This is a genomic window from Lysobacter enzymogenes, assembly GCF_900106525.1.
GTDB classification, from domain to species: Bacteria; Pseudomonadota; Gammaproteobacteria; order Xanthomonadales; family Xanthomonadaceae; genus Lysobacter; species Lysobacter enzymogenes.
This window is the reverse complement of the sequence record NZ_FNOG01000007.1, coordinates 146,159-164,439: the sequence shown is the minus strand read 5'-3', so window position 1 is coordinate 164,439 and position 18,281 is coordinate 146,159. Positions and strand designations below refer to the sequence as shown.

Annotated in this window: 13 protein-coding genes; 7 read left to right on the top strand and 6 right to left on the bottom strand. The window is 71.5% G+C overall.

Annotated elements, in window-relative coordinates:
* Positions 1 to 124: 124 nt before the first annotated feature.
* On the bottom strand, positions 125 to 1,195 hold the full coding sequence (locus BLU84_RS18020) for a CDP-glycerol glycerophosphotransferase family protein (RefSeq protein ID WP_074870577.1): 1,071 nt from the start codon (positions 1,193 to 1,195) through the stop codon (positions 125 to 127).
* Between the two features lie 144 nt (positions 1,196 to 1,339).
* Here BLU84_RS18020 and BLU84_RS18015 point away from each other — a divergent pair, with 144 nt between their 5' ends.
* Positions 1,340 to 2,164 carry a glycosyltransferase family 2 protein gene (locus BLU84_RS18015; protein ID WP_074870575.1) on the top strand — a complete coding sequence of 275 codons (825 nt, stop codon included), beginning with the start codon at positions 1,340 to 1,342 and terminating at the stop codon, positions 2,162 to 2,164.
* A gap of 60 nt (positions 2,165 to 2,224) precedes the next feature.
* On the opposite strand, the gene BLU84_RS18010 is transcribed toward BLU84_RS18015, so the two are convergent.
* The 5 genes from BLU84_RS18010 to def all read right to left on the bottom strand — a co-directional run bounded on the left by BLU84_RS18010 (position 2,225) and on the right by def (position 9,141).
* Positions 2,225 to 3,481, bottom strand: coding sequence for an O-antigen ligase family protein (locus BLU84_RS18010; RefSeq protein ID WP_074870875.1), 1,257 nt, complete (start codon positions 3,479 to 3,481; stop codon positions 2,225 to 2,227).
* 2 nt (positions 3,482 to 3,483) lie between these two features.
* Positions 3,484 to 5,256 carry an ArnT family glycosyltransferase gene (locus BLU84_RS18005; protein WP_074870573.1) on the bottom strand — a complete coding sequence of 591 codons (1,773 nt, stop codon included), beginning with the start codon at positions 5,254 to 5,256 and terminating at the stop codon, positions 3,484 to 3,486.
* 387 nt (positions 5,257 to 5,643) lie between these two features.
* Positions 5,644 to 6,966: a 16S rRNA (cytosine(967)-C(5))-methyltransferase RsmB gene (gene rsmB / locus BLU84_RS18000; protein WP_074870874.1), complete on the bottom strand. Its 1,323-nt coding sequence runs from the start codon at positions 6,964 to 6,966 to the stop codon at positions 5,644 to 5,646.
* A 592-nt stretch (positions 6,967 to 7,558) separates the two neighbouring features.
* Positions 7,559 to 8,482: a methionyl-tRNA formyltransferase gene (gene fmt, locus BLU84_RS17995; protein ID WP_074870571.1), complete on the bottom strand. Its 924-nt coding sequence runs from the start codon at positions 8,480 to 8,482 to the stop codon at positions 7,559 to 7,561.
* A gap of 146 nt (positions 8,483 to 8,628) precedes the next feature.
* Complete coding sequence (gene def, locus BLU84_RS17990; protein WP_074870569.1) at positions 8,629 to 9,141, bottom strand: peptide deformylase; 513 nt, start codon at positions 9,139 to 9,141, stop codon at positions 8,629 to 8,631.
* 172 nt (positions 9,142 to 9,313) lie between these two features.
* On the opposite strand from def, the gene BLU84_RS17985 reads away from it, so the two are divergent.
* From BLU84_RS17985 to BLU84_RS17955, 6 genes are all read left to right on the top strand, one after another.
* Complete coding sequence (locus BLU84_RS17985) at positions 9,314 to 10,468, top strand: LysM peptidoglycan-binding domain-containing protein (protein WP_074870873.1); 1,155 nt, start codon at positions 9,314 to 9,316, stop codon at positions 10,466 to 10,468.
* Positions 10,469 to 10,548: 80 nt separating this feature from the next.
* On the top strand, positions 10,549 to 11,898 hold the full coding sequence (dprA, locus tag BLU84_RS17980; protein ID WP_083382796.1) for a DNA-processing protein DprA: 1,350 nt from the start codon (positions 10,549 to 10,551) through the stop codon (positions 11,896 to 11,898).
* 88 nt (positions 11,899 to 11,986) lie between these two features.
* Positions 11,987 to 12,475: a DUF494 family protein gene (locus tag BLU84_RS17975; protein WP_074870566.1), complete on the top strand. Its 489-nt coding sequence runs from the start codon at positions 11,987 to 11,989 to the stop codon at positions 12,473 to 12,475.
* Positions 12,476 to 12,941: 466 nt separating this feature from the next.
* Positions 12,942 to 13,859: a GYF domain-containing protein gene (locus BLU84_RS17965; RefSeq protein ID WP_074870562.1), complete on the top strand. Its 918-nt coding sequence runs from the start codon at positions 12,942 to 12,944 to the stop codon at positions 13,857 to 13,859.
* A 148-nt stretch (positions 13,860 to 14,007) separates the two neighbouring features.
* The gene (locus tag BLU84_RS17960) at positions 14,008 to 15,060 is read left to right on the top strand and encodes an RDD family protein (RefSeq protein WP_170849198.1); all 1,053 of its coding nucleotides are present in this window, start codon (positions 14,008 to 14,010) and stop codon (positions 15,058 to 15,060) included.
* Between the two features lie 307 nt (positions 15,061 to 15,367).
* Positions 15,368 to 17,908 (top strand): DNA topoisomerase I, encoded by a 2,541-nt coding sequence (locus BLU84_RS17955; RefSeq protein WP_074870560.1) that lies wholly within the window; start codon positions 15,368 to 15,370, stop codon positions 17,906 to 17,908.
* Positions 17,909 to 18,281 lie beyond the last annotated feature (373 nt).

The following is an 18,281-nucleotide window of genomic DNA, read 5'->3' as shown; positions in this document are numbered from 1 at the left end:
CGCGAGCCGCGACCGCGAATAACCAACTACGACGAAACCAACGACGTGGCTGCGTATTCGCGGTCGCGGCTCGCGCCGCTCCTACAGTCGGAGACGAACCTTCGCGACGACGCGGCCGCCCCGCTCAGCTCCCACGCCCCCAATACCCCAACTCGCGACGAATCTGCAGCCCGCGAATCCACGCGGATAGCGGCTTGCCACGAAGCGTCCCCAAGCGCCCGCCCAGCAGATCCTCGGTCGCCGCCATCACCCGCTGCGACGAACGCCCGTCGCGGTACGGATGGATCGCCTCGGCATACGCGTCGATCGCCGCCTGCAACTGCGGCGTCGGCGCGAACGCTTGCGCCAGGCGCTGCTCCAGTTCGGCCGGGTCGTCGAAATCGATCATGTGCGGTTTCGGCGCGCGGTTGCGGAAGGTCACCACCGGTTTGCGCTGGACCACGAACTCGGACACCACCGAGGTCGTGTCGGCCACCAGCACGTCGGCGGCGCGCTGCGCGGCGATCAGCGCTTCGGTTTCGACGAAGGCCGCATTGGCGCCGGCGAGCGAGCGATAGCGTTCGAACAGCTCGGGCGCGCACTTGGGATGCAAGGTCAGCAGCCAATAGCGCCGGCCTTCGGCCACCTGCGCGGCGATCGCCTCGAACAGATGCGGCGCCGCGCTCAGGCGCTCGGTGAAGGTGGAGGCGAACATCGCCACCGGCCGCGCGCCGGCCGGCGCGCGCAAGGCCGCGGCGGCGCCGTCGTCGTCGCGGAACAGCGGATCGAGCTTGGGCCAGCCGGTCTCGACCACGGCGAAGTGGCCGGCCTGCGCGGCCAGCTCGCGAAACGGCGCGGTGGTGGCCGGCCCCTGCGTGCAATACAGATCGAACAGGCCGCGCACGCGGAAGTGACCGCGCGCGTCGGCGCGCTTTTCCACGTTGAAGCCGTGGAACAGCTGCACCTTGGCCCCGGCCACGAACGGCGGCACCCAGTTGGCCGCGCTGAACACCGCGCGCGGCTTCAGCGCCACCGCCGCGCGCAGGCCGGCGCGGCCGGGCTCGAGCATGCGCACCGGCGCCGGCAGGGCCGAGCCGGCGGCGCCGTCGGCGAACCAGGCGTGGGCGACGTGGCCGGCCTCGTGCAGCGCCTGCGCCAGCGGCTGCAGGATCGGCAGCGCGTAGCGTTCGGTGGCGAAGAGCAGGTAGTCGGACATGGCGGCGGCCGTTTGGAGCGATACGCGAGTTTAGAGGAGGCAGGAGTGAGCGGGGCGCGGACCGGCTTTCGCTCGCTCCTGCCCGCTCACTCATCGCTTTACGGCCGAGTATCCTGAGCGCAGCCCCCGCCCCGGACCGCCGCCATCGACACGCCCGCGCCCAGCGACGCCGCCCGCCCCAAGCTGTCGGCCTGCATCATCGCCTTCAACGAAGCCGACCGGATCGAAGACTGCCTGGCCTCGCTGGCGTTCTGCGACGAGATCGTGGTGGTGGATTCGCACTCCACCGACGCCACCGCCGCGCTCGCCCAGGCCGCCGGCGCGCGCGTGCTGCAGCGCCGCTTCGACGGCTTCCGCAGCCAGAAGCAGTTCGCGATCGAGCAGGCCGCGCACGATTGGGTGCTGTGCCTGGACGCCGACGAGCGTGTCGGCGACGAGCTGCGCGCGTCGATCCTGGCCGCGCGCGAACGCGGCTTCGTTGATGCCGCCGGTTACCGCTTCGCGCGCTTGTCCGAATACTTCGGCCGCTTCCTGCGCCACGGCAACGCCTATCCCGACCGCGTGCTGCGCCTGTTCGACCGCCGCCGCGGCGGCTGGCGCGGAACCCGCGAAGTGCACGAGGCCGCCAGCGTCGACGGCGCGTTCGCCACGCTGCGCGGCGACCTGATCCACTACCCCTACCGCTCGCTGCAGCAACAACTGGCCAAGACCGAGCGCTACGCGCGGATGATGGCCGAGCACGAGCACGCGCGCGGCAAACGCGCGACCCTGGCCAAGCTGGTGCTGGCGCCGGCGTGGCGGTTCTGGCGCGGCTATCTGCTGCGCGGCGGCTTCCGCGACGGCTGGCACGGCCTGGTCTACGCCTACGTGCGCGCCAACTACGTGCGGCAGAAGACGATCATGCTGTGGATGCTCGGCAACGGCCAGCCGGTGGTCACGCCCGAACGCAAGGACGACGGCGCAGCCTGAGCGCGCGCCGCACCGCGCTCACCGCGGCCGGTCCATCGCCACACGCTCAAGCCAACGCGCTTACTGCGGCCCGCGCTCGCGCTCGATCAGCGCGAAGCCGTACAGCACGCCGACGGCGACCGCGTAGAACGAGGCGACCAGTTGGTGGGCGAACATCGACTGGGTCAGGCCGCAGGCGATGTACACCAGCACCAGCACCAGCCCGGCCAGCGCGCTGCTGCGCGCGCGCCCGGCGGCCTGGGCGCGCAACAGCCGCGCGAACAGCGCCAGCGGCACCAGATAGATCGCCAGGATCGCCAACAACCCCGGCAGGCCCATCGTCGCCGCCCATTCGAACGCGTCGCTGTGGGCGTGGCCGAGCTTGCAAAAGCCAATCCGCGGCGCCGGCGGCGCGCATTGCGGCGTGGCCATCACCACCTTTTCGAACCGGCCCACGCCGACGCCGGTCAGCGGATGCTCGGTGAAGGTGTCGCCGGCCAGTTCCAGCAAGGTCATGCGCGCGCCCAGCGAGGACTCGTGGTCGCCGCGCTTGACCCGGTCCATGTCCGAGACCAGCTCGGTCAGGCGGATCTGCTGCGCCAGCGGCGCGATCCAGTGGCTCGCCACCACCGTCAGCGCCAACGCCGCCAGCACCGCCCAGGACAGCTTGCGCGCGCGCCCGCCGCTGACGATCAGCGCCACCAGCAGCACGATCGCCAGCGCCGGCCACACCCCGCGGCTGCCGCTGAGCGCCACCGCGGCCACGCCCAGCGCGCAGGCCAGCGCGGTCCATACCAGCTCGCCCGAGGGGCGGGTAAACACCGCCAGCACGATCAGCGCGATCAGCGCATCGGCGAACACGATCGCATTGGCGGTCCAGCCCAACGCGCGCTCGGTGCCGGTGGCCACTTGATACAGCGCCAGCACGAACGCGGCGGCCAGGCCGAACAGCGCGCCGCGCCACAGCCAGCGCCGCGACGGCCGCCAGGCGTAGATCAGCACCGCGAAGAACGGCGCCGTCAACAGCCGCAGGCGGTTGTCGGCCTCGCGCCAGCGCACCTCGAAATGGAATTTGGAGAACAGCACCACCACCGCGGCCAGCATCGCCATCGCCAGCAGCCAGCGGGTCTCGCGCCCGACCTCGCGCCAGCCGCGCGCGAACACCGACGGCGCCAGCGCGAACGCCAGCAGCGCCAGCGCGGCGAACGGGGTCAGCGCCCACGGCGTGGACAACAGCAACGCCGGCAGCAGGAACAACGCGGCCTGCAGCAGCCGCAGCGCCAGCCGCTGGCGCGGCGCGGCGCCCGGATCGGAAGCAGAGAAGGGCAATGCGGGCACGCTCAATCCGATCCGTCGTCGTACTCGTGATCGTCGTCGTTGAACGGCAGCGGCGGCGAGGCCGGGCAACCGGCGCGCGCGGCATACGGCACCAGCCACCATTCGCGGCGGTTGGAGCGGCCGATCATCTCGGCCTTGGTCCGATCCACGCACACCGGCACCGCCGGCTCCTGTACGAACAGCCAGCGCGTGTCCGGCGCCTGGGCCTGCCAGGCCAGGCCCAGCTCGAGCTGCTTCTGCCAGCCCATGATGAAGCCGAAGGTGGTGGTCCTGGACTGCGACATCAGCAAGTTCTGTTCCTTCCACGCGACCAGGCCGAGCTCGGCGTCGGCGCCGATGCGCTGCGCGGTGCGGGTCATGACCCCGCGCGCGGAGGACGAATCGTTGAGCACCGGCGTGATCAGCAGGCCGTACAGCACCCACACCCCGCACAGCGTCGCCGCCATCGCCCGCTCCGGCCGGCGCCGGCCGGACCACAGCAGGCAGGCCGCGCCCCAGGCGCCGATCGCGATCACCCCGGCGGCGAGCGCGCGGCCGTGATCGGTGAAGCCGCGGTCGGCGATCAGCTTGGTTTCGAACTTGGGATCGCCGAACCACATCGACAGGCCGACCCCGAGCAGGGCCAGGGTCAGCGCCACGGTGAAGCCGAGCGCGACCCGCCGCGGCCACGCCTTGCGCAGCAGGCCCGGCAGCAGCGGCGCGAACATCAGGCAGGCCATCGGCAGCGCCGGCAGGATGTAGACGTCGCGCTTACCGTGCGGGATCGAGAAGAACACGATCACCAGCAGCCACCACGCCAGCGGCAGGATGTAGCGCGGGTCCAGCCGGCCGAGGCGCCGGCCCCAGGCGCGCAGCGCCCACGGCAGCGCCAGCATCAGCGGCAGCCACATCGAGAACATCACCCCGAGGTGGTACCAGACCGGCTGGTGGTGATCCCAGGATTTGGCGTAGCGGCCCGCGGTCTGGCGGAACAGGATGTCGTTGAGATAAGCCTGATAGCTCGGATCGCCGGCGTGGGTGGCGACCAGCACCATCGGCACCACCCACAGCGCGATCGCCAGCAGGAACGCCAACGGCCCGAGCCAGAACCTGGCGTCGCCGGCGCCCGCGCGCACCGGCATGCGCACCCAGGCCAGCGCGCGCGCGCCGAAGCCCTGCGGCGCCAGCCGTGCGTGCAGCGGCCGCAGCAGCGCCGCCAGCGCCAGCGGCAGCAGCATCAGCAGCGCGATCGCGCCGACGCCCTTGGTGATCACGCCGATGCCGGCGGCGAACCAGCCCAGCGCCCACCAGCGCCACGCCGGGCCGGTCAGCAGATGGCGCAGCAGGCCGTAGTTGGCGAAGGTGATCCAGAACACCACCGACGGATCGATCTGCGCCTTCTTGGCCTGGTAGGCGAAGTGCAGCGTGGTCAGCAGCGCCCAGCCGGCGTAGTAGCCCACGCGCGGGGTCCACAGGCGGCGGCCGAGGTCGACCACGCACCACAGCGTGCCCAGCGCCGCCAGCAGCGACGGCAGCAGGAAGGCGATGCGCCAGTGGCCGGTGATGAGGTAGGAGACCGCCTCGGTCCACATGAACAACGGCGGTTTGTCCGAATACAGCTCGACCCCGCGGTGCGGGAACAGCCACTGGCTGGACTCGACCATCTGCTTGGCGACCAGGGCGAAACGCGGCTCGTCGGCGGGCCAGGGATCGCGCAGGCCGAGGCCGGCTCCGAGCACCAGCCAGGCCGTGACCCAGAACAGCCACGCGTGGCGGGACAAGGGGTTCTTGAACATGCGGGGAATGATACGCAGGCGAAAGTGACGGGTGGAGAGGGCGCATTGCGCAACTGCGCCGCCGCTCACCTTCGGCTCATCCATCGTCCGGGCCAGGCGATGCCGGCGCCCGGCTTGCAGGACAAGGGCCGCGGGCGGCGCGGTCGACCCGGTCGGAAACGATCCCGGCGGCAACGCGCCCGACAGATTCAGACTGGTCCGATCCAGCGCCGCCCGAAGTGAGGGCTGTCGGGTTCGGCGCAGTCCGATTCGGAGCGGCCTGATTCAAGCGGCCCGATTCAAGCCGCCTGACTCAGAGCAGCCCGACTCGGGATGGCCCAACTCAGAACGACCCGACTCAGAGCGACCCGATTCCGGCCCCGCTCGCCCCGCGCCGGCCGGCGCGGCTCATCCGGCCCGGCGCAGCCGGGCGTAGAAGAAACCGTCGCCGCCGTCCTCGCCGGGCAGGCGTTGGCGGCCGACCTCGCAGTCGTGGCCGAAGTCCGGGCCCAGCGCGTCGACGCGGGCGTCGGCGGTGCGCGCGAGGAAGGCGCGCACCTGGTCTTCGTTCTCGGCCTTGAGGATCGAGCAGGTGGCGTAGACCAGGACGCCGCCGGGCGCGAGCGTGCGCCACAGCGCGTCCAGCAGTCGCGCCTGCACGACGGTAAGCGCGGCGATGTCGGACTCGCGTCGGTGCAGGACCACGTCGGGCTGGCGGCGGACGATGCCGGTGGCGGAGCACGGCGCGTCCAGCAGCACCGCGTCGAAGGCCGCGCCGTCCCACCAGGCGTCGAGTTCGGCGGCGTCGGCCGCGTGCAGGCGCACGCGTTCGCCGTCGGCGTCGAAGCCGGCGCGCGCCAGCGTCGTGCGCACGCGCTGCAGGCGCGCGGCGTCCACGTCCAGGGCAGTCAGGCGCAAGGACGGATCGCGTTCGAGCAGGTGCGCGCTCTTGCCGCCGGGCGCGGCGCAGGCGTCGAGCACGCGCGCGCCGGGCGCGGGCGCCAGCGCGTCGGCCACGCGCTGGGCGCTGGCGTCCTGCACCGAGGCCGCGCCGTCGGCGAAGCCGGGCAGCGCAGCGACCGGCTGCGCTTGGTCCAGGCGCAGCGCGTCGGCGAGGTCGGCCGGCGCGGCCGCGGCCAGGCCGGCGTCGGCCAAACGTTGCAGGTAATCCCCGCGCGCGGCGCGGGTGCGGTTGACCCGCAGCCACATCGGCGGCGCCAGCGCGCTTTCGGCGAGGATCGTTTCGTAATGCGCGGGCCAGTCCTTGCGCAGCATTCCGCGCAGCCAGCTCGGCCAATGCGACACCCGCGGGTCCACCGCCGGCAGGCCATCGCGCTGGGCGCGGCGCAGCAGCGCGTTGACCAGTCCGGCCTGGTGCGCGCGGCCGAGCAGGCGCGCGGCCTCGACGCTGGCGTCGAGCGCGGCGTGCGCGGGCAGGCGCAGCGGGTCGAGCTGGGCCAGGCCGGCCAACAGCAGCGCGCGCAGTTCGCTGTCGCGCGGCGGCAACGGCCGCGGCATCCATTCGTTCAAGGCCGCTTCCAGGCGCAGCGGCTGGCGCAGCACGGCGAAGCAGATCGCCTCGACCAGGGCGCGGTCGCGCGGGTCGGCCAATGCCGGCAGCGCCGCGGCCAGTTCGGCCTTGAGCGAGCGGCCGCGGTGCAGCACCGCGTCGAGCGTGCGCGCGGCGATGGCGCGCACGCGCGCGCCGGGGTGGGCGTCGTCGGCGGGCAGCGCCGGCGCGGCCGGGTGTTCGTTGCGGAAACGCGCGTACGGTTCGGCGCCGGGTTCGCGGCCCGGGCCGCGTGCGCCGGGCGGACGCGGCTTGGCGCCGGCGCGCGCGGCGCCCGGGCCTGCGGCGCCCTCGCGCCGACGCTCAGCGGCGGCGCGGCCTTCGCCGGCGGCGCGGGGCGCGTCGTCGCGCTGGCGCGGCGCATGCGCTGCGCTGCGCGGACCCTTGCCGCGTGCGCCTGGGCTGTGGCGGTTGTCGCTGCGTGCGCCGGCGCCACGCGCGTCATTGCCGCGTGGGCCATCGCCACGCGGACCATCGCTGCGCGGATTGCGCTCGCGACCGGCGCCGGCGCCAGCGCGCGCCGCTGCGCGCTCGCGACGCTCGCGCCGGGCCGCCGACGTGCGCTCCGGGTCCTGCTCGCCGCTACGCCGCGGCGCGGCCGCGCGCTCGCCTTGCGCAGCGGGTCGCTCGGACGCGGCCGGCGCGTAGCGCGCGGCGTCGAGCGAATCCAGCTTGCGCAGCCGCCCGGCCGCGGGGCGCGCATCGCCGTCGCGCGGCGCGTCGGGCTTGGGCGGTTCGCGGCGTTCGCTCATCTCAGCGCACCATCGCCAGATCGCGGCGTCCGTTCAAATAATCGGCGGCGGTGATCGCCTTGCCGCCTTCGCGCTGCAGCACGCGAATGCGCAGCGCGCCTTCGCCGCAAGCCACATCGATGCCGTCGCGCCCGGCCAGCAGCACCGTGCCCGGTTCGGCGCGATGCTCCAGCGGCAGCGCCACCGCGCCGTGCACGCGCACGCGCTCGCCGGCCAGCAGCGCATCGGCCATCGGCCAGGGATTGAACGCGCGCACCTTGTTGGCCAGCGCGGTCGCCGGCTGGCTCCAGTCCAGCCGCGCTTCGGCCTTGTCGAGCTTGTGCGCGTAGGTCACGCCCTGCTCCGACTGCGGATGCGGCGGCAGGGTCAGGCCCACCCGCAGCAGGCCGAGGGCGTCGCGCAGCACCTGCGCGCCGATGTCGGCGAGGCGATCGTGCAACTGGCCGCCAGTCTCGTTCGCACCGATCTCGGTGTCGTTGGCCAGCAGCACCGGCCCGGTGTCCAGGCCCTTCTCCATGCGCATCAGGCACACGCCGGTCTCGTCGTCGCCGGCCTCGATCGCGCGCTGGATCGGCGCCGCGCCGCGCCAGCGCGGCAGCAGCGAGGCGTGCAGGTTCCAGCAGCCGTAGACCGGGATATCGAGCACCGACTGCGGCAGGATCAGGCCGTAAGCGACCACGATCATCAGATCCGGCTGCAGCGCGCGCAGCGCCTCGCGCGAGACCTTCTGCTTGAAGTTCTCCGGCTGCAGCACCGGGATGCCGCGCAGCAGCGCCTCGCGCTTGACCGGCGACAGCGCCACTTCGCGGCCGCGCCCGGCCGGCCGGTCGGGCTGGGTGTAGACGGCCACGACCTCGTTGTACTGCGCGGCGGCGCGCAGCGCGGGGACGGCGAATTCGGGGGTTCCGGCGAAGACGAGGCGCATGGGATTCGCAATTGGGTATCAGACAGGGGCGCAGCGGCGGCGCGGCGAGCGGGAACAGCGGGACGGGCCGGACATGAAACGAGCGAGGGCACGCACCGCAAGGTGCGCGCCCCCGATCCCGAATCGCAAATCCAGGCTCCCGGCGCTTACGCCGACAGCCGCTTCTGCTTGGCCAGCTTCTTGCGCACCATCTCGCGCTTGAGCGGCGAGAGGTAGTCGACGAACAGCTTGCCTTCCAGGTGGTCCATCTCGTGCTGCACGCACACCGCCAGCAGGCCCTCGGTGGTCAGCTCGAACGGCTGGCCGTCGCGGCCGATGGCGCGCACGGTGATCTGGTTGGCGCGGGTGACGTCGGCGAAGATGCCGGGCACCGACAGGCAGCCTTCCTGATACACCTGCTCGCCGGCGCGCTCGACGATTTCGGGATTGATGAAGACCAGCGGCTGGTTCTTCTCTTCCGACACGTCGATCACCATGAAGCGCTGGTGCACGTCGACCTGGCTCGCGGCCAGGCCGATGCCCGGGCACTCGTACATGGTCTGGAACATGTCGTCGAGCAACTGCTGGAACGCCGGTTCGGTCACGCGCGCGGGATCGACCGTCGCCGCTTTGGTGCGCAGTCGGGGATCGGGGAACTCAAGGATCGGTAACAGGGCCATAGGGCACCTAAAATGGGGGCGTGGGTCACATACGCAAGTTTTCGTTGCATTGTACCCCCATTCCAGGCCGTCCATAGGCGGTCAATGCCTGATAGTGTTGCGCGACTTCTGGGCTATAGTCCGGGTGCCCGCAAAGGGCAAACCTGGAAGGGGAATCAGGTAGATGGCCGCCATGTTTAAACCGATCCGCGCGGTTTTCGCCGCCGCGTTGCTGACTGTCGCCACTTACGCCATCGCGGCGGAATTGCGCGGCGACCACCCCTCGACCTACGTGGTCAAGCGGGGCGACACCCTGTGGGACATCTCCGCGCGCTTCCTCAAGAAGCCGTGGCTGTGGCCGGAAATCTGGCAGGCCAACCCGCAGATCAAGAACCCGCACCTGATCTATCCCGGCGACGTGATCTCGCTGGCCTACCTGGACCGCGTGGCCCAGGCCCAGGTCCAGCCGGGCCCGCGCCAGGAAGCGCCGATCACCGGCGTGCCGCTGGCCGAGATCGAACCGTTCCTGAAGAACCTGCGCGTGGTCGACAAGTTCGAGGACCTGCCCTACGTAGTCGGCCTGGAAGAAGACCGCCTGCGCGTGACCCAGGGCGAGGTCGCCTACATCAAGGGCCTGCCGGAAACCAGCGCGGGCACCCGCTACGCGGTGGTCCGCCCGACCCAGCGCTACACCCGCCTGGACCGCGTGGCCTGCTGCGACATCATGCGCGCCGCCGACCTCGACTTCCGCGGCAAGCGCACGGTCGACTTCGAAGCGATCTGGACCGACGTGGTGGTGCCGGACAAGGGCCGCGAGCTGCTCGGCTACGAGCTGCTGCAGGTCGGCACCGGCACCCTGAGCCGCGGCGCCGTCGGCGGCATGCAGGCCTCGACCCTGCTGATCGACGACACCGGCCGCGAAATCCGCGTCGGCGACCGCCTGATCCCGGTCGAAGCCCAGCCCTACGACCTGCAGTTCTTCCCGCATCCGCCCAAGGCCCAGTTCGACTACGGCCGCGCGCAGGTGCTGTCGGTGGCCGACCTGGTCAAGAACGGCGGCCCGCGCGACGTGATCGCGCTGTCGGTCGGCAGCCGCGACGGCGTCGACAACGGCACCGTGTTCTCGACCTGGCGCGTGGGCAGCCGCGCGGTGGATCGGGTCAAGGTCGGTCCGAACCGCGACGAGACCCTGGTCGGCAAGAACTCGCGCGTGCGCCTGCCGGACGAATTCGCCGGCCACGCGATGGTGTTCCGCACCTTCGACAAGGTCAGCTACGCGCTGATCATGGACGGCGTGCGCCCGACCAAGGTCGGTTACGAGCTCAAGCACCCCGACTCGCCGTACTGAGTCCGCAGCGCGGGCTTCTCCTACGGTCGGCAACGACGGCGCCTGCGGGCGCCGTCGTCGTTTGCGGGCTAGGCTGGGGCATGCCCGACACCGACGCTTCCGCTCCGCACACCGGCTCTCGCTTAGCCGACTCTCGCTCAGCCGGCCCCCGCTCCGCCGATCCCCGCGTCTCCGAAGGCCGCCGCGACGGCCCGCCCGCGGCCGCTGGCACGATCGCCGCCGAATCCGACGCGCTGGCGTTGCTGCGCCTGCTCGCCGCCGGCGGCGCCAGCGCGGCGCGGCGGGCCTTGCTCGAGGCCTGCGGCAGCGCCGCCGCGGCGCTGGCCGCGGGGGCATCGGCGTGGGCGCAAGCGGGTTTGACGCCGCAACAGATCGCGCGGCTGCGCGCGACGGCCGACGAGGCGTTCTGGCGCGAAGCCGGCTGGGCCGGCGACGCCGGGCCGCGCACGCTGGACTGGCTGGCGCAACCCGGCCACCGGCTGATCGCCTGGACCGATCCCGACTACCCCGCCCTGCTGCGGCGCGCGCCGAGCCCGCCGCTGGCGCTGTTCGTGGCCGGCGAAAGCGGCTTGCTGTGGCATCCGGCGGTGGCGGTGGTCGGCAGCCGCTCGCCGACGCCGACCGGGCTCGGCAACGCCACCGATTTCGCCCGCGCCCTGGCCCGCACCGGCCTGGCGGTGACCAGCGGCCTGGCCGCCGGCATCGACGCCGCCGCCCACCGCGCCGCGCTCGAAGCCGGCGGGCCGACCGTGGCCGTGCTCGGCACCGGCCCGGACCTGGCCTACCCGCGCCGCCACGCCGACCTGCTCGCGCGCATCGCCGCTGAAGGCGTCGTGGTCAGCGAGTACCCGCCCGGCACCGATGCCCGGCCCGGGCACTTCCCGGCGCGCAACCGCATCGTCGCCGGGCTCAGCCTGGGCGTCCTGGTGGTGGAGGCGGCCGAGCGCTCCGGCGCGCTGATCACCGCGCGCCTGGCGGCCGAGTGCGGGCGCGAGGTGTTCGCCGTGCCCGGCTCGATCCACAACCCGTTGGCGCGCGGCTGCCACCGGCTGATCCGCGAGGGCGCCGGGCTGGTGGAACGCGCCTCCGAGGTCGCCGCCGCGCTGGCCCCGGTCGCGGCCGAACTGGCCGAAGGCTTGCGCCGGCGCCTGGGCGCCCCCATTGACGGTGGCCACGCGGCGGTCATACAGGCCGGTCAGGATGGTCCCGGTCCCGTCTCAGGAGACGCCGATCCGCCCCGGACCTCGCCCGATTTCGCCGATCCCGACTACCAGTCCTTGTGGAACGCGCTGGGCTTCGACCCTACCGGTATGGATGAACTGGTCCACCGTACTGGATTGACGACCGCGGAACTGTCCTCCATGCTGCTGGTCATGGAGCTTGAGGGTCGCGTTTCGGCGCAGCACGGCCGTTACTTCCGCAACCGCTGAACTCGTATCGGTGCCGCACACCGGCGGTTCACCCGGCCAATCAGCAAGTTCTGACCCACCGCGCCGCATGCGGCGCAGGCCGAGGGAAATGAAAGAGAGCATCCTGGACGTCCTGCTGTACCTGTTCGAGCATTACTTCACCGACGATGCGGACCTCGTCCGCGACCGCGATTCGCTCCGCAGCGGCCCCCTGTTCGAAGAACTGGGCCAGGCCGGTTTCAGCCCCGCCGAAATCAACAAAGCCATCGAATGGCTCGACGCGCTGGCCCAGCAACGGCCCAGCGTCAGCAGCCCGCGCGCGGGCGGACCGACCCGGGTCTACTTCGGGCCGGAACTCGACAAGCTCGATGTCGAGTGCCGCGGCTTCCTGCTGTTCCTGGAACAGCACGGCATCCTCGACGCGGGCCAGCGCGAGCTGGTGCTCGACCGCGCGATGGCGCTGGACCAGGACGAACTGGACCTGGACGACCTCAAGTGGGTCGTGCTGATGGTGCTGTTCAACCAGCCCGGTTCCGAGGCGGCTTACGCCTGGATGGAAACCCAGATGTTCGAGGACGAGCCCGAGCCGGTGCACTGAACCGGCCCGGCGCCGCCGCGTGCGGCGCCGTCGCGTCCCTCCCGCCGGCACGGCCGCAGCGCCGTGTCTGGCTTCGCACTTCCCGATCGTCAGCGGCCTCGTGCCACGGCCGCGCCGTGCGCGGGCACCGCATCGGCTCGAATCGCATCGACTCGAACCGCATCGATTCGAGCGCCATCGCCCCCGCTCGCACCGCCCCGAACCGTATCGTCCGCAGGCGCGACGCAATCGCGCGCCGCCGCTGGTCGCCGCTCGCGCATCCATCCGTCGCCGACGCCGCCGCACGGCCGGGCGACGGCTAGCGTTTTGTGCGCTGCGTGGTAGTTTCATGCGGCTCGCGCGTGCCGGGGTGGCCGTGCGCAGCCTTATTGCGCAACGCTGACGCGGTCTCGACGCAGCGGCGCTTTCCATGACAAGGACGCCCGCGGCCGCCCTCATGCCGGCCGCGGATTTCGGGGGGAAGGCAATGACGAACTGGTACTACCACGATCCGTCGCAGGGCCGGGTCGGCCCGATCGATGCGGACACCGTGCGCGAGCATTTCCGCGCCGGCCGGATCCAGCGCGACACCTTGGTGTGGCGCGAAGGGCTGCGCGAATGGCAGCCGCTGCAGCGTCTGGAACACGAATTCGGCCTCGGCGCGACACCGCCGCCGCTGCCGCCGGGCGTGGCGAACACCGCCGCCACGGACGCAGCGCCCGCCGCAGCGACGCCGACCGCGCACGGCCGCGCCGACTTCACCGCCGCGCTCGACGCCGCCGACACGCTGCGCGCGCAGCCGGCCGCGGCGCAGGCGACGGCCGCAGCGCCGACCGCCGCGCAAACCTCCGCGACCCCGCCGGGTTCGGCCTCACCCGGCCCCGCCCAGCCCCAGCGCAGCGTCAGCCCGGCCGACTACGCCCCGGCCCACGTCGCCCGCCGCCAGGCCGCGCCGCCGCCCAAGCGCGGTCTGTCGGGCTGCGCGATCGCGCTGATCGTGGTGGTGGTGCTGGCGCTGCCGGTGTTCGGCATCCTCGCCGCGATCGCGCTGCCTGCGTACCAGGACTACACCCACCGCGCCAAGCTCGCCCAGGCCTTGCTCGCCAGCGACGACTACAAGCAACTGGTCGCGCAGTACTACGCCGCGCACCAGAACTGCCCGACCAACGCCAGCGAAGGCTTCCGTCCGGCGGCCGAATACGCCTCGACGCAGATCGCTTCGGTCCAGTTCGGCCGGCTCAAGGACAGCGGCGAGTGCGCGGTCCAGCTGGAACTGCGCGGCTTCAACCGCCCGCAGCTGGACGGCCACAAGGTCTGGCTGGCGTTCGATCCGGGCCGCGCGCAGTGGACCTGCAGCTCCGACGTAGAACGCGCCGCGCTGCTGCCGCAAAGCTGCCGCAACTAAGCCCGCGCCGGCGCCCGCCGCGGCCGCGGCGGGCGCATCGCCACCTCGCGCATGCGGCGACTCGCGCGCCGCAATGCGCCGGCGCATCGTGCGCCGGCCGCGGCGCGATGCGCCAATCGCCATGATCGGCCGGCGCCGCGATGGCATCATGGCCGCCGATCGAGACGAGGAAACGGACGCCGCGATGGCCCAGTGGTACTACAGCGACGAAGAGCGCAACCGGCACGGGCCATTGGAGCCGGCGCAGATGATCGCCTTGCACGAGCGCGGCGAACTCGGCCCCGACGCCTTGGTCTGGCGCGACGGCCTGAGCCAGTGGCGCCCGTGGCGCGAGCTGGCCGGCGAGCTGATCGCCGCGCCGGGCTTCGCGCCCGCCGCCGATCCGGCCGCGGCCGAGCGCGCCAGCGCCGAGCGCACCGCCGCGGCGGTGGCCGCCGCGCTGGCCCAGGCCGACACCGAGGCCGCGCCGGCCACGGGCGCCGCCTCCAGCGCGCCCGACAGCGCCGTCGCTACGGCTTCCGCGACGGCGGCCGCTGCATCCGACCCGCATTCGCCCTACAGCGCCCCGCGCGCCGCGGTCGCCGAAGGCAGCCAGGTGGTGCAGGGCCAGGAAGTGGTCGCGGCCGGCTTCTGGCGCCGCGCCGCCGCCTACCTGATCGACTCGACCCTGGTCGGCGTCGCCTACTACAGCCTGTTCACCGCCCTGCTCCTGCTGGTGTTCCTGGTCGGCCTGGTCGGCGACGGCACGCGCTGGCTGGAAAACGGCAACGCGATGTCGGTGCTGATGATGGTGTTCGGCTACGGCCTGTACGGCCTGATCAGCGTCGGCTACTACGCGGGCATGGAGTCGTCCTCGATGCAGGCCACCCTGGGCAAGCTCGCGGTCGGGATCAAGGTCGTCGGCGCCGACGGCGCGCGCCTGAGCCGGGGCCGCGCGCTGGGCCGCTGGGCCTCGTCCTTCGCCAGCTACGCGACCCTGGGCGTCGGCTATCTGATGGTCGCCTTCACCGACCGCAAGCGCGGCCTGCACGACCTGATCGCCGGCACCCAGGTGGTCGATCGCTGGGCCTACACCGCCCGCGCCGAGCTGCAGCGCCACGAGCTGGGTCCGGTGACCTGGGTGGTGCTGATCCTCGGCGGCGTGGTCTGGCTGGGCGTGATCGGCTTCGTCGGCGCCGCGCTGGCGCTGGGCCTGCGCTGAGCGTGGCCGGGTCGCGGTCACAGCCCGGCGGAGCTGAACGGGGCACACTTCGTCACGTGCCCTTGAGGCATTTCGATGCCACTTTATGGCGCCCGCCCCGGTGCCATCCGGAGCGTCCAGCTTGACAGCCGCGGCCGCCTCGTGATTCCACTAGAAAAAGGAAACCTGAACGCCCGCGGCCGAACGTCGCGGGCGTCGCCTTCTTAACCCCCGTCCCGCCGCGCCGGCCCCGGCCCGCGTCGCCGCCCCCCAAAAACGAGATCGAGCAGTCGAGCAGCGTCCCGCCCCGGGGCCCTGCGGAGTCCCAATGGCCAAGAACCTCCTCATCGTCGAGTCGCCTGCCAAGGCCAAGACGATCAACAAGTACCTCGGCAAGGACTTCACCGTCCTGGCTTCCTATGGCCACGTCCGCGACCTGGTGCCGAAGGAGGGCGCTGTCGACCCGGACAACCACTTCGCGATGGAATACGCGGTCATCGAGAAGAACGAGAAACACGTCGACGCCATCGCCAAGGCCGCGCGCGGCGCCGACAACCTGTTCCTGGCGACCGACCCGGACCGCGAAGGCGAGGCGATCAGCTGGCACATCGGCGAGATCCTGCGCGAGCGCGGCCTGCTCGAAGGCAAGCCGCTGCAGCGGGTGGTGTTCACCGAGATCACCCCGCGCGCGATCAAGGAAGCGATGAACCAGCCGCGCGAGATCGCGGTGCCGCTGGTGGACGCGCAGCAGGCGCGCCGCGCGCTCGACTACCTGGTCGGCTTCAATCTGTCGCCGGTGCTGTGGCGCAAGGTCCAGCGCGGCCTGTCCGCCGGCCGCGTGCAGTCGCCGGCGCTGCGCATGATCGTCGAGCGCGAGGAAGAGATCGAAGCCTTCGTCGCCCGCGAGTACTGGACCGTCGAGGCCGAGTGCGCGCATCCGCAGCAAGCCTTCACCGCGCGTCTGTACAAGCTCGACGGCAAGAAGTTCGAGCAGTTCACCATCACCGACGGCGAGACCGCCGAGGACGCGCGCAAGCGCCTGGTCAAGGCCGCCAACGGCGCCCTGCACGTCACCGACGTGACCAGCAAGGAGCGCAAGCGCCGCCCGGCGCCGCCGTTCACCACCTCGACCCTGCAGCAGGAAGCCTCGCGCAAGCTCGGCTTCACCACCTCGCGCACCATGCGCGTGGCGCAGAAGCTGTACGAAGGCGTGGCGCTGGGCGACGAGGGCACGGTCGGCCTCATCAGCTACATGCGTACCGACTCGGTCAACCTGTCGCAGGACGCCGTGGCCGAAATCCGCGACGTGATCGCGCGCGACTTCGGCACCAAGGCGCTGCCGGACAAGCCCAACACCTACCAGACCAAGTCCAAGAACGCGCAGGAAGCGCACGAAGCGATCCGCCCGACCGCCGCGCTGCGCACGCCGGCGCAGATGGCGCGCTATCTCGACGACGACGCCCGCCGCCTGTACGAGTTGATCTGGAAGCGCGCGGTCGCCTGTCAGATGGTGCCGGCCACGCTCAACACCGTCAGCGTCGACCTGGCCGCCGGTTCCGAACACAGCTTCCGCGCCTCGGGCACCACCGTGGTCGATCCGGGCTTCCTCGCCGTGTACGAGGAAGGCAAGGACGCCAAGGCCGCCGAGGACGAGGACGAGGGCCGCAAGCTGCCGGCGATGAAGACCGGCGATCGCATCCCGCTCGATCAGATCCACGCCGACCAGCACTTCACCGAGCCGCCGCCGCGCTACTCGGAAGCCTCCCTGGTCAAGGCGCTGGAGGAATACGGCATCGGCCGTCCCTCCACCTACGCCTCGATCATCCAGACCCTGCTGTTCCGCAAGTACGTCGAACTCGACAGCCGCCGCTTCCGTCCGACCGACGTCGGCCGCGCGGTGTCCAAGTTCCTGTCCGGCCACTTCACCCAGTACGTCGATTACGACTTCACCGCCAAGCTCGAAGACGAGCTCGACGCGGTCTCGCGCGGCGAAGAGGATTGGGTGCCGCTTATGGAACGGTTCTGGGAACCGTTCAAGAAGCTGGTGGAAGAAAAGAAGGAATCGGTGGACCGCAGCGAAGCCACCGGCGCGCGCGAGCTGGGCACCGATCCCAAGAGCGGCAAGCCGGTGAGCGTGCGCCTGGGCCGCTACGGGCCGTACGCGCAGATCGGCACTGCCGAGGACGAGGAGAAGCCGACCTTCGCCTCGCTGCGTCCGGGCCAGAGCATGCACACCATCGCGCTCGACGAGGCGCTGGAGCTGTTCAAGCTGCCGCGCAAGCTCGGCCAGCACAACGGCGAGGAAGTCAGCGTCGGCATCGGCCGCTTCGGCCCGTTCGCCAAGCTCGGCAGCACCTACGCATCGCTGAAGAAAGAAGACGACCCGTACACCATCGACCTGGCGCGCGCGGTGTTCCTGATCGAAGAGAAGGAAGAGATCGCGCGCAACCGCATCATCAAGCAGTTCGACGGCAGCGACATCCAGGTGCTCAACGGCCGCTTCGGCCCGTACATCAGCGACGGCAAGCTCAACGGCCGCATCCCCAAGGACCGCGAGCCGGCCTCGCTGACCTTCGAGGAAGTGACCAAGCTGCTGGAAGAAACCGGCAAACCGGTGCGCGGCCGCTTCGGCAAGAAGACCGCGGCGAAAAAGGAACCGGCGAAGAAAGCCGCGACCAAGAAAGCCGCCAAGAGCGCCGACGGCGCAGCACCGGCGAAGAAGGCCGTAGCGAAGAAGACGCCGGCCAAGAAGGCGGCGAAGAAGGTCGTCAAGAAGGCCGCCGCGAAGACCACGGCGACCAAGGCCGCGACCAAGACGGTGGCGAAGAAAGCCGTCAAAAAGGTAGCGAAGAAGGCCGCGGCGAAGTAATCGCGACCTGACCCGCGGCCTCCAGCCGCGACGCAGGCAAACACAAAAACGGGCGCCTCAGGGCGCCCGTTTTTTGTTTGCAGCGCGCATCCGCTGCGTTGTTGAAGCCGTTGCCATTGCTCTTCGCTCCCCCCGCCGCCCCGAACTCGCCACAGACAACCGTAGACCCGAAGGGCGGCGCGCAGGACGCGCGCCGTGCGCCACCCAGGCCATGGATGGCCTGTGTGGCGCATCCCTGCGCCCGCTCTGCCCGTTAGTGGCTCTTGATTCGAAAACAAGGAAAGCGCCTTTCTTTGGTTACTTTCTTTGGCAAGACAAAGAAAGTGACCCGGCCGCTTGCGGACGGAAGCTGTTGATCTTGGCTGGTCTTCAC

Excerpts from the sequence above, each read along its gene's own strand:
- BLU84_RS18020 (WP_074870577.1), bottom strand. The coding sequence starts at position 1,195 with ATGTCCGACTACCTGCTCTTCGCCACCGAACGCTACGCGCTGCCGATC.
- BLU84_RS18005 (WP_074870573.1), bottom strand. The coding sequence starts at position 5,256 with ATGTTCAAGAACCCCTTGTCCCGCCACGCGTGGCTGTTCTGGGTCACG.
- fmt (WP_074870571.1), bottom strand. The coding sequence starts at position 8,482 with ATGCGCCTCGTCTTCGCCGGAACCCCCGAATTCGCCGTCCCCGCGCTG.
- def (WP_074870569.1), bottom strand. The coding sequence starts at position 9,141 with ATGGCCCTGTTACCGATCCTTGAGTTCCCCGATCCCCGACTGCGCACC.
- BLU84_RS17985 (WP_074870873.1), top strand. The coding sequence starts at position 9,314 with ATGTTTAAACCGATCCGCGCGGTTTTCGCCGCCGCGTTGCTGACTGTC.
- dprA (WP_083382796.1), top strand. The coding sequence starts at position 10,549 with ATGCCCGACACCGACGCTTCCGCTCCGCACACCGGCTCTCGCTTAGCC.
- BLU84_RS17975 (WP_074870566.1), top strand. The coding sequence starts at position 11,987 with ATGAAAGAGAGCATCCTGGACGTCCTGCTGTACCTGTTCGAGCATTAC.
- BLU84_RS17965 (WP_074870562.1), top strand. The coding sequence starts at position 12,942 with ATGACGAACTGGTACTACCACGATCCGTCGCAGGGCCGGGTCGGCCCG.
- BLU84_RS17960 (WP_170849198.1), top strand. The coding sequence starts at position 14,008 with ATGGCCGCCGATCGAGACGAGGAAACGGACGCCGCGATGGCCCAGTGG.
- BLU84_RS17955 (WP_074870560.1), top strand. The coding sequence starts at position 15,368 with ATGGCCAAGAACCTCCTCATCGTCGAGTCGCCTGCCAAGGCCAAGACG.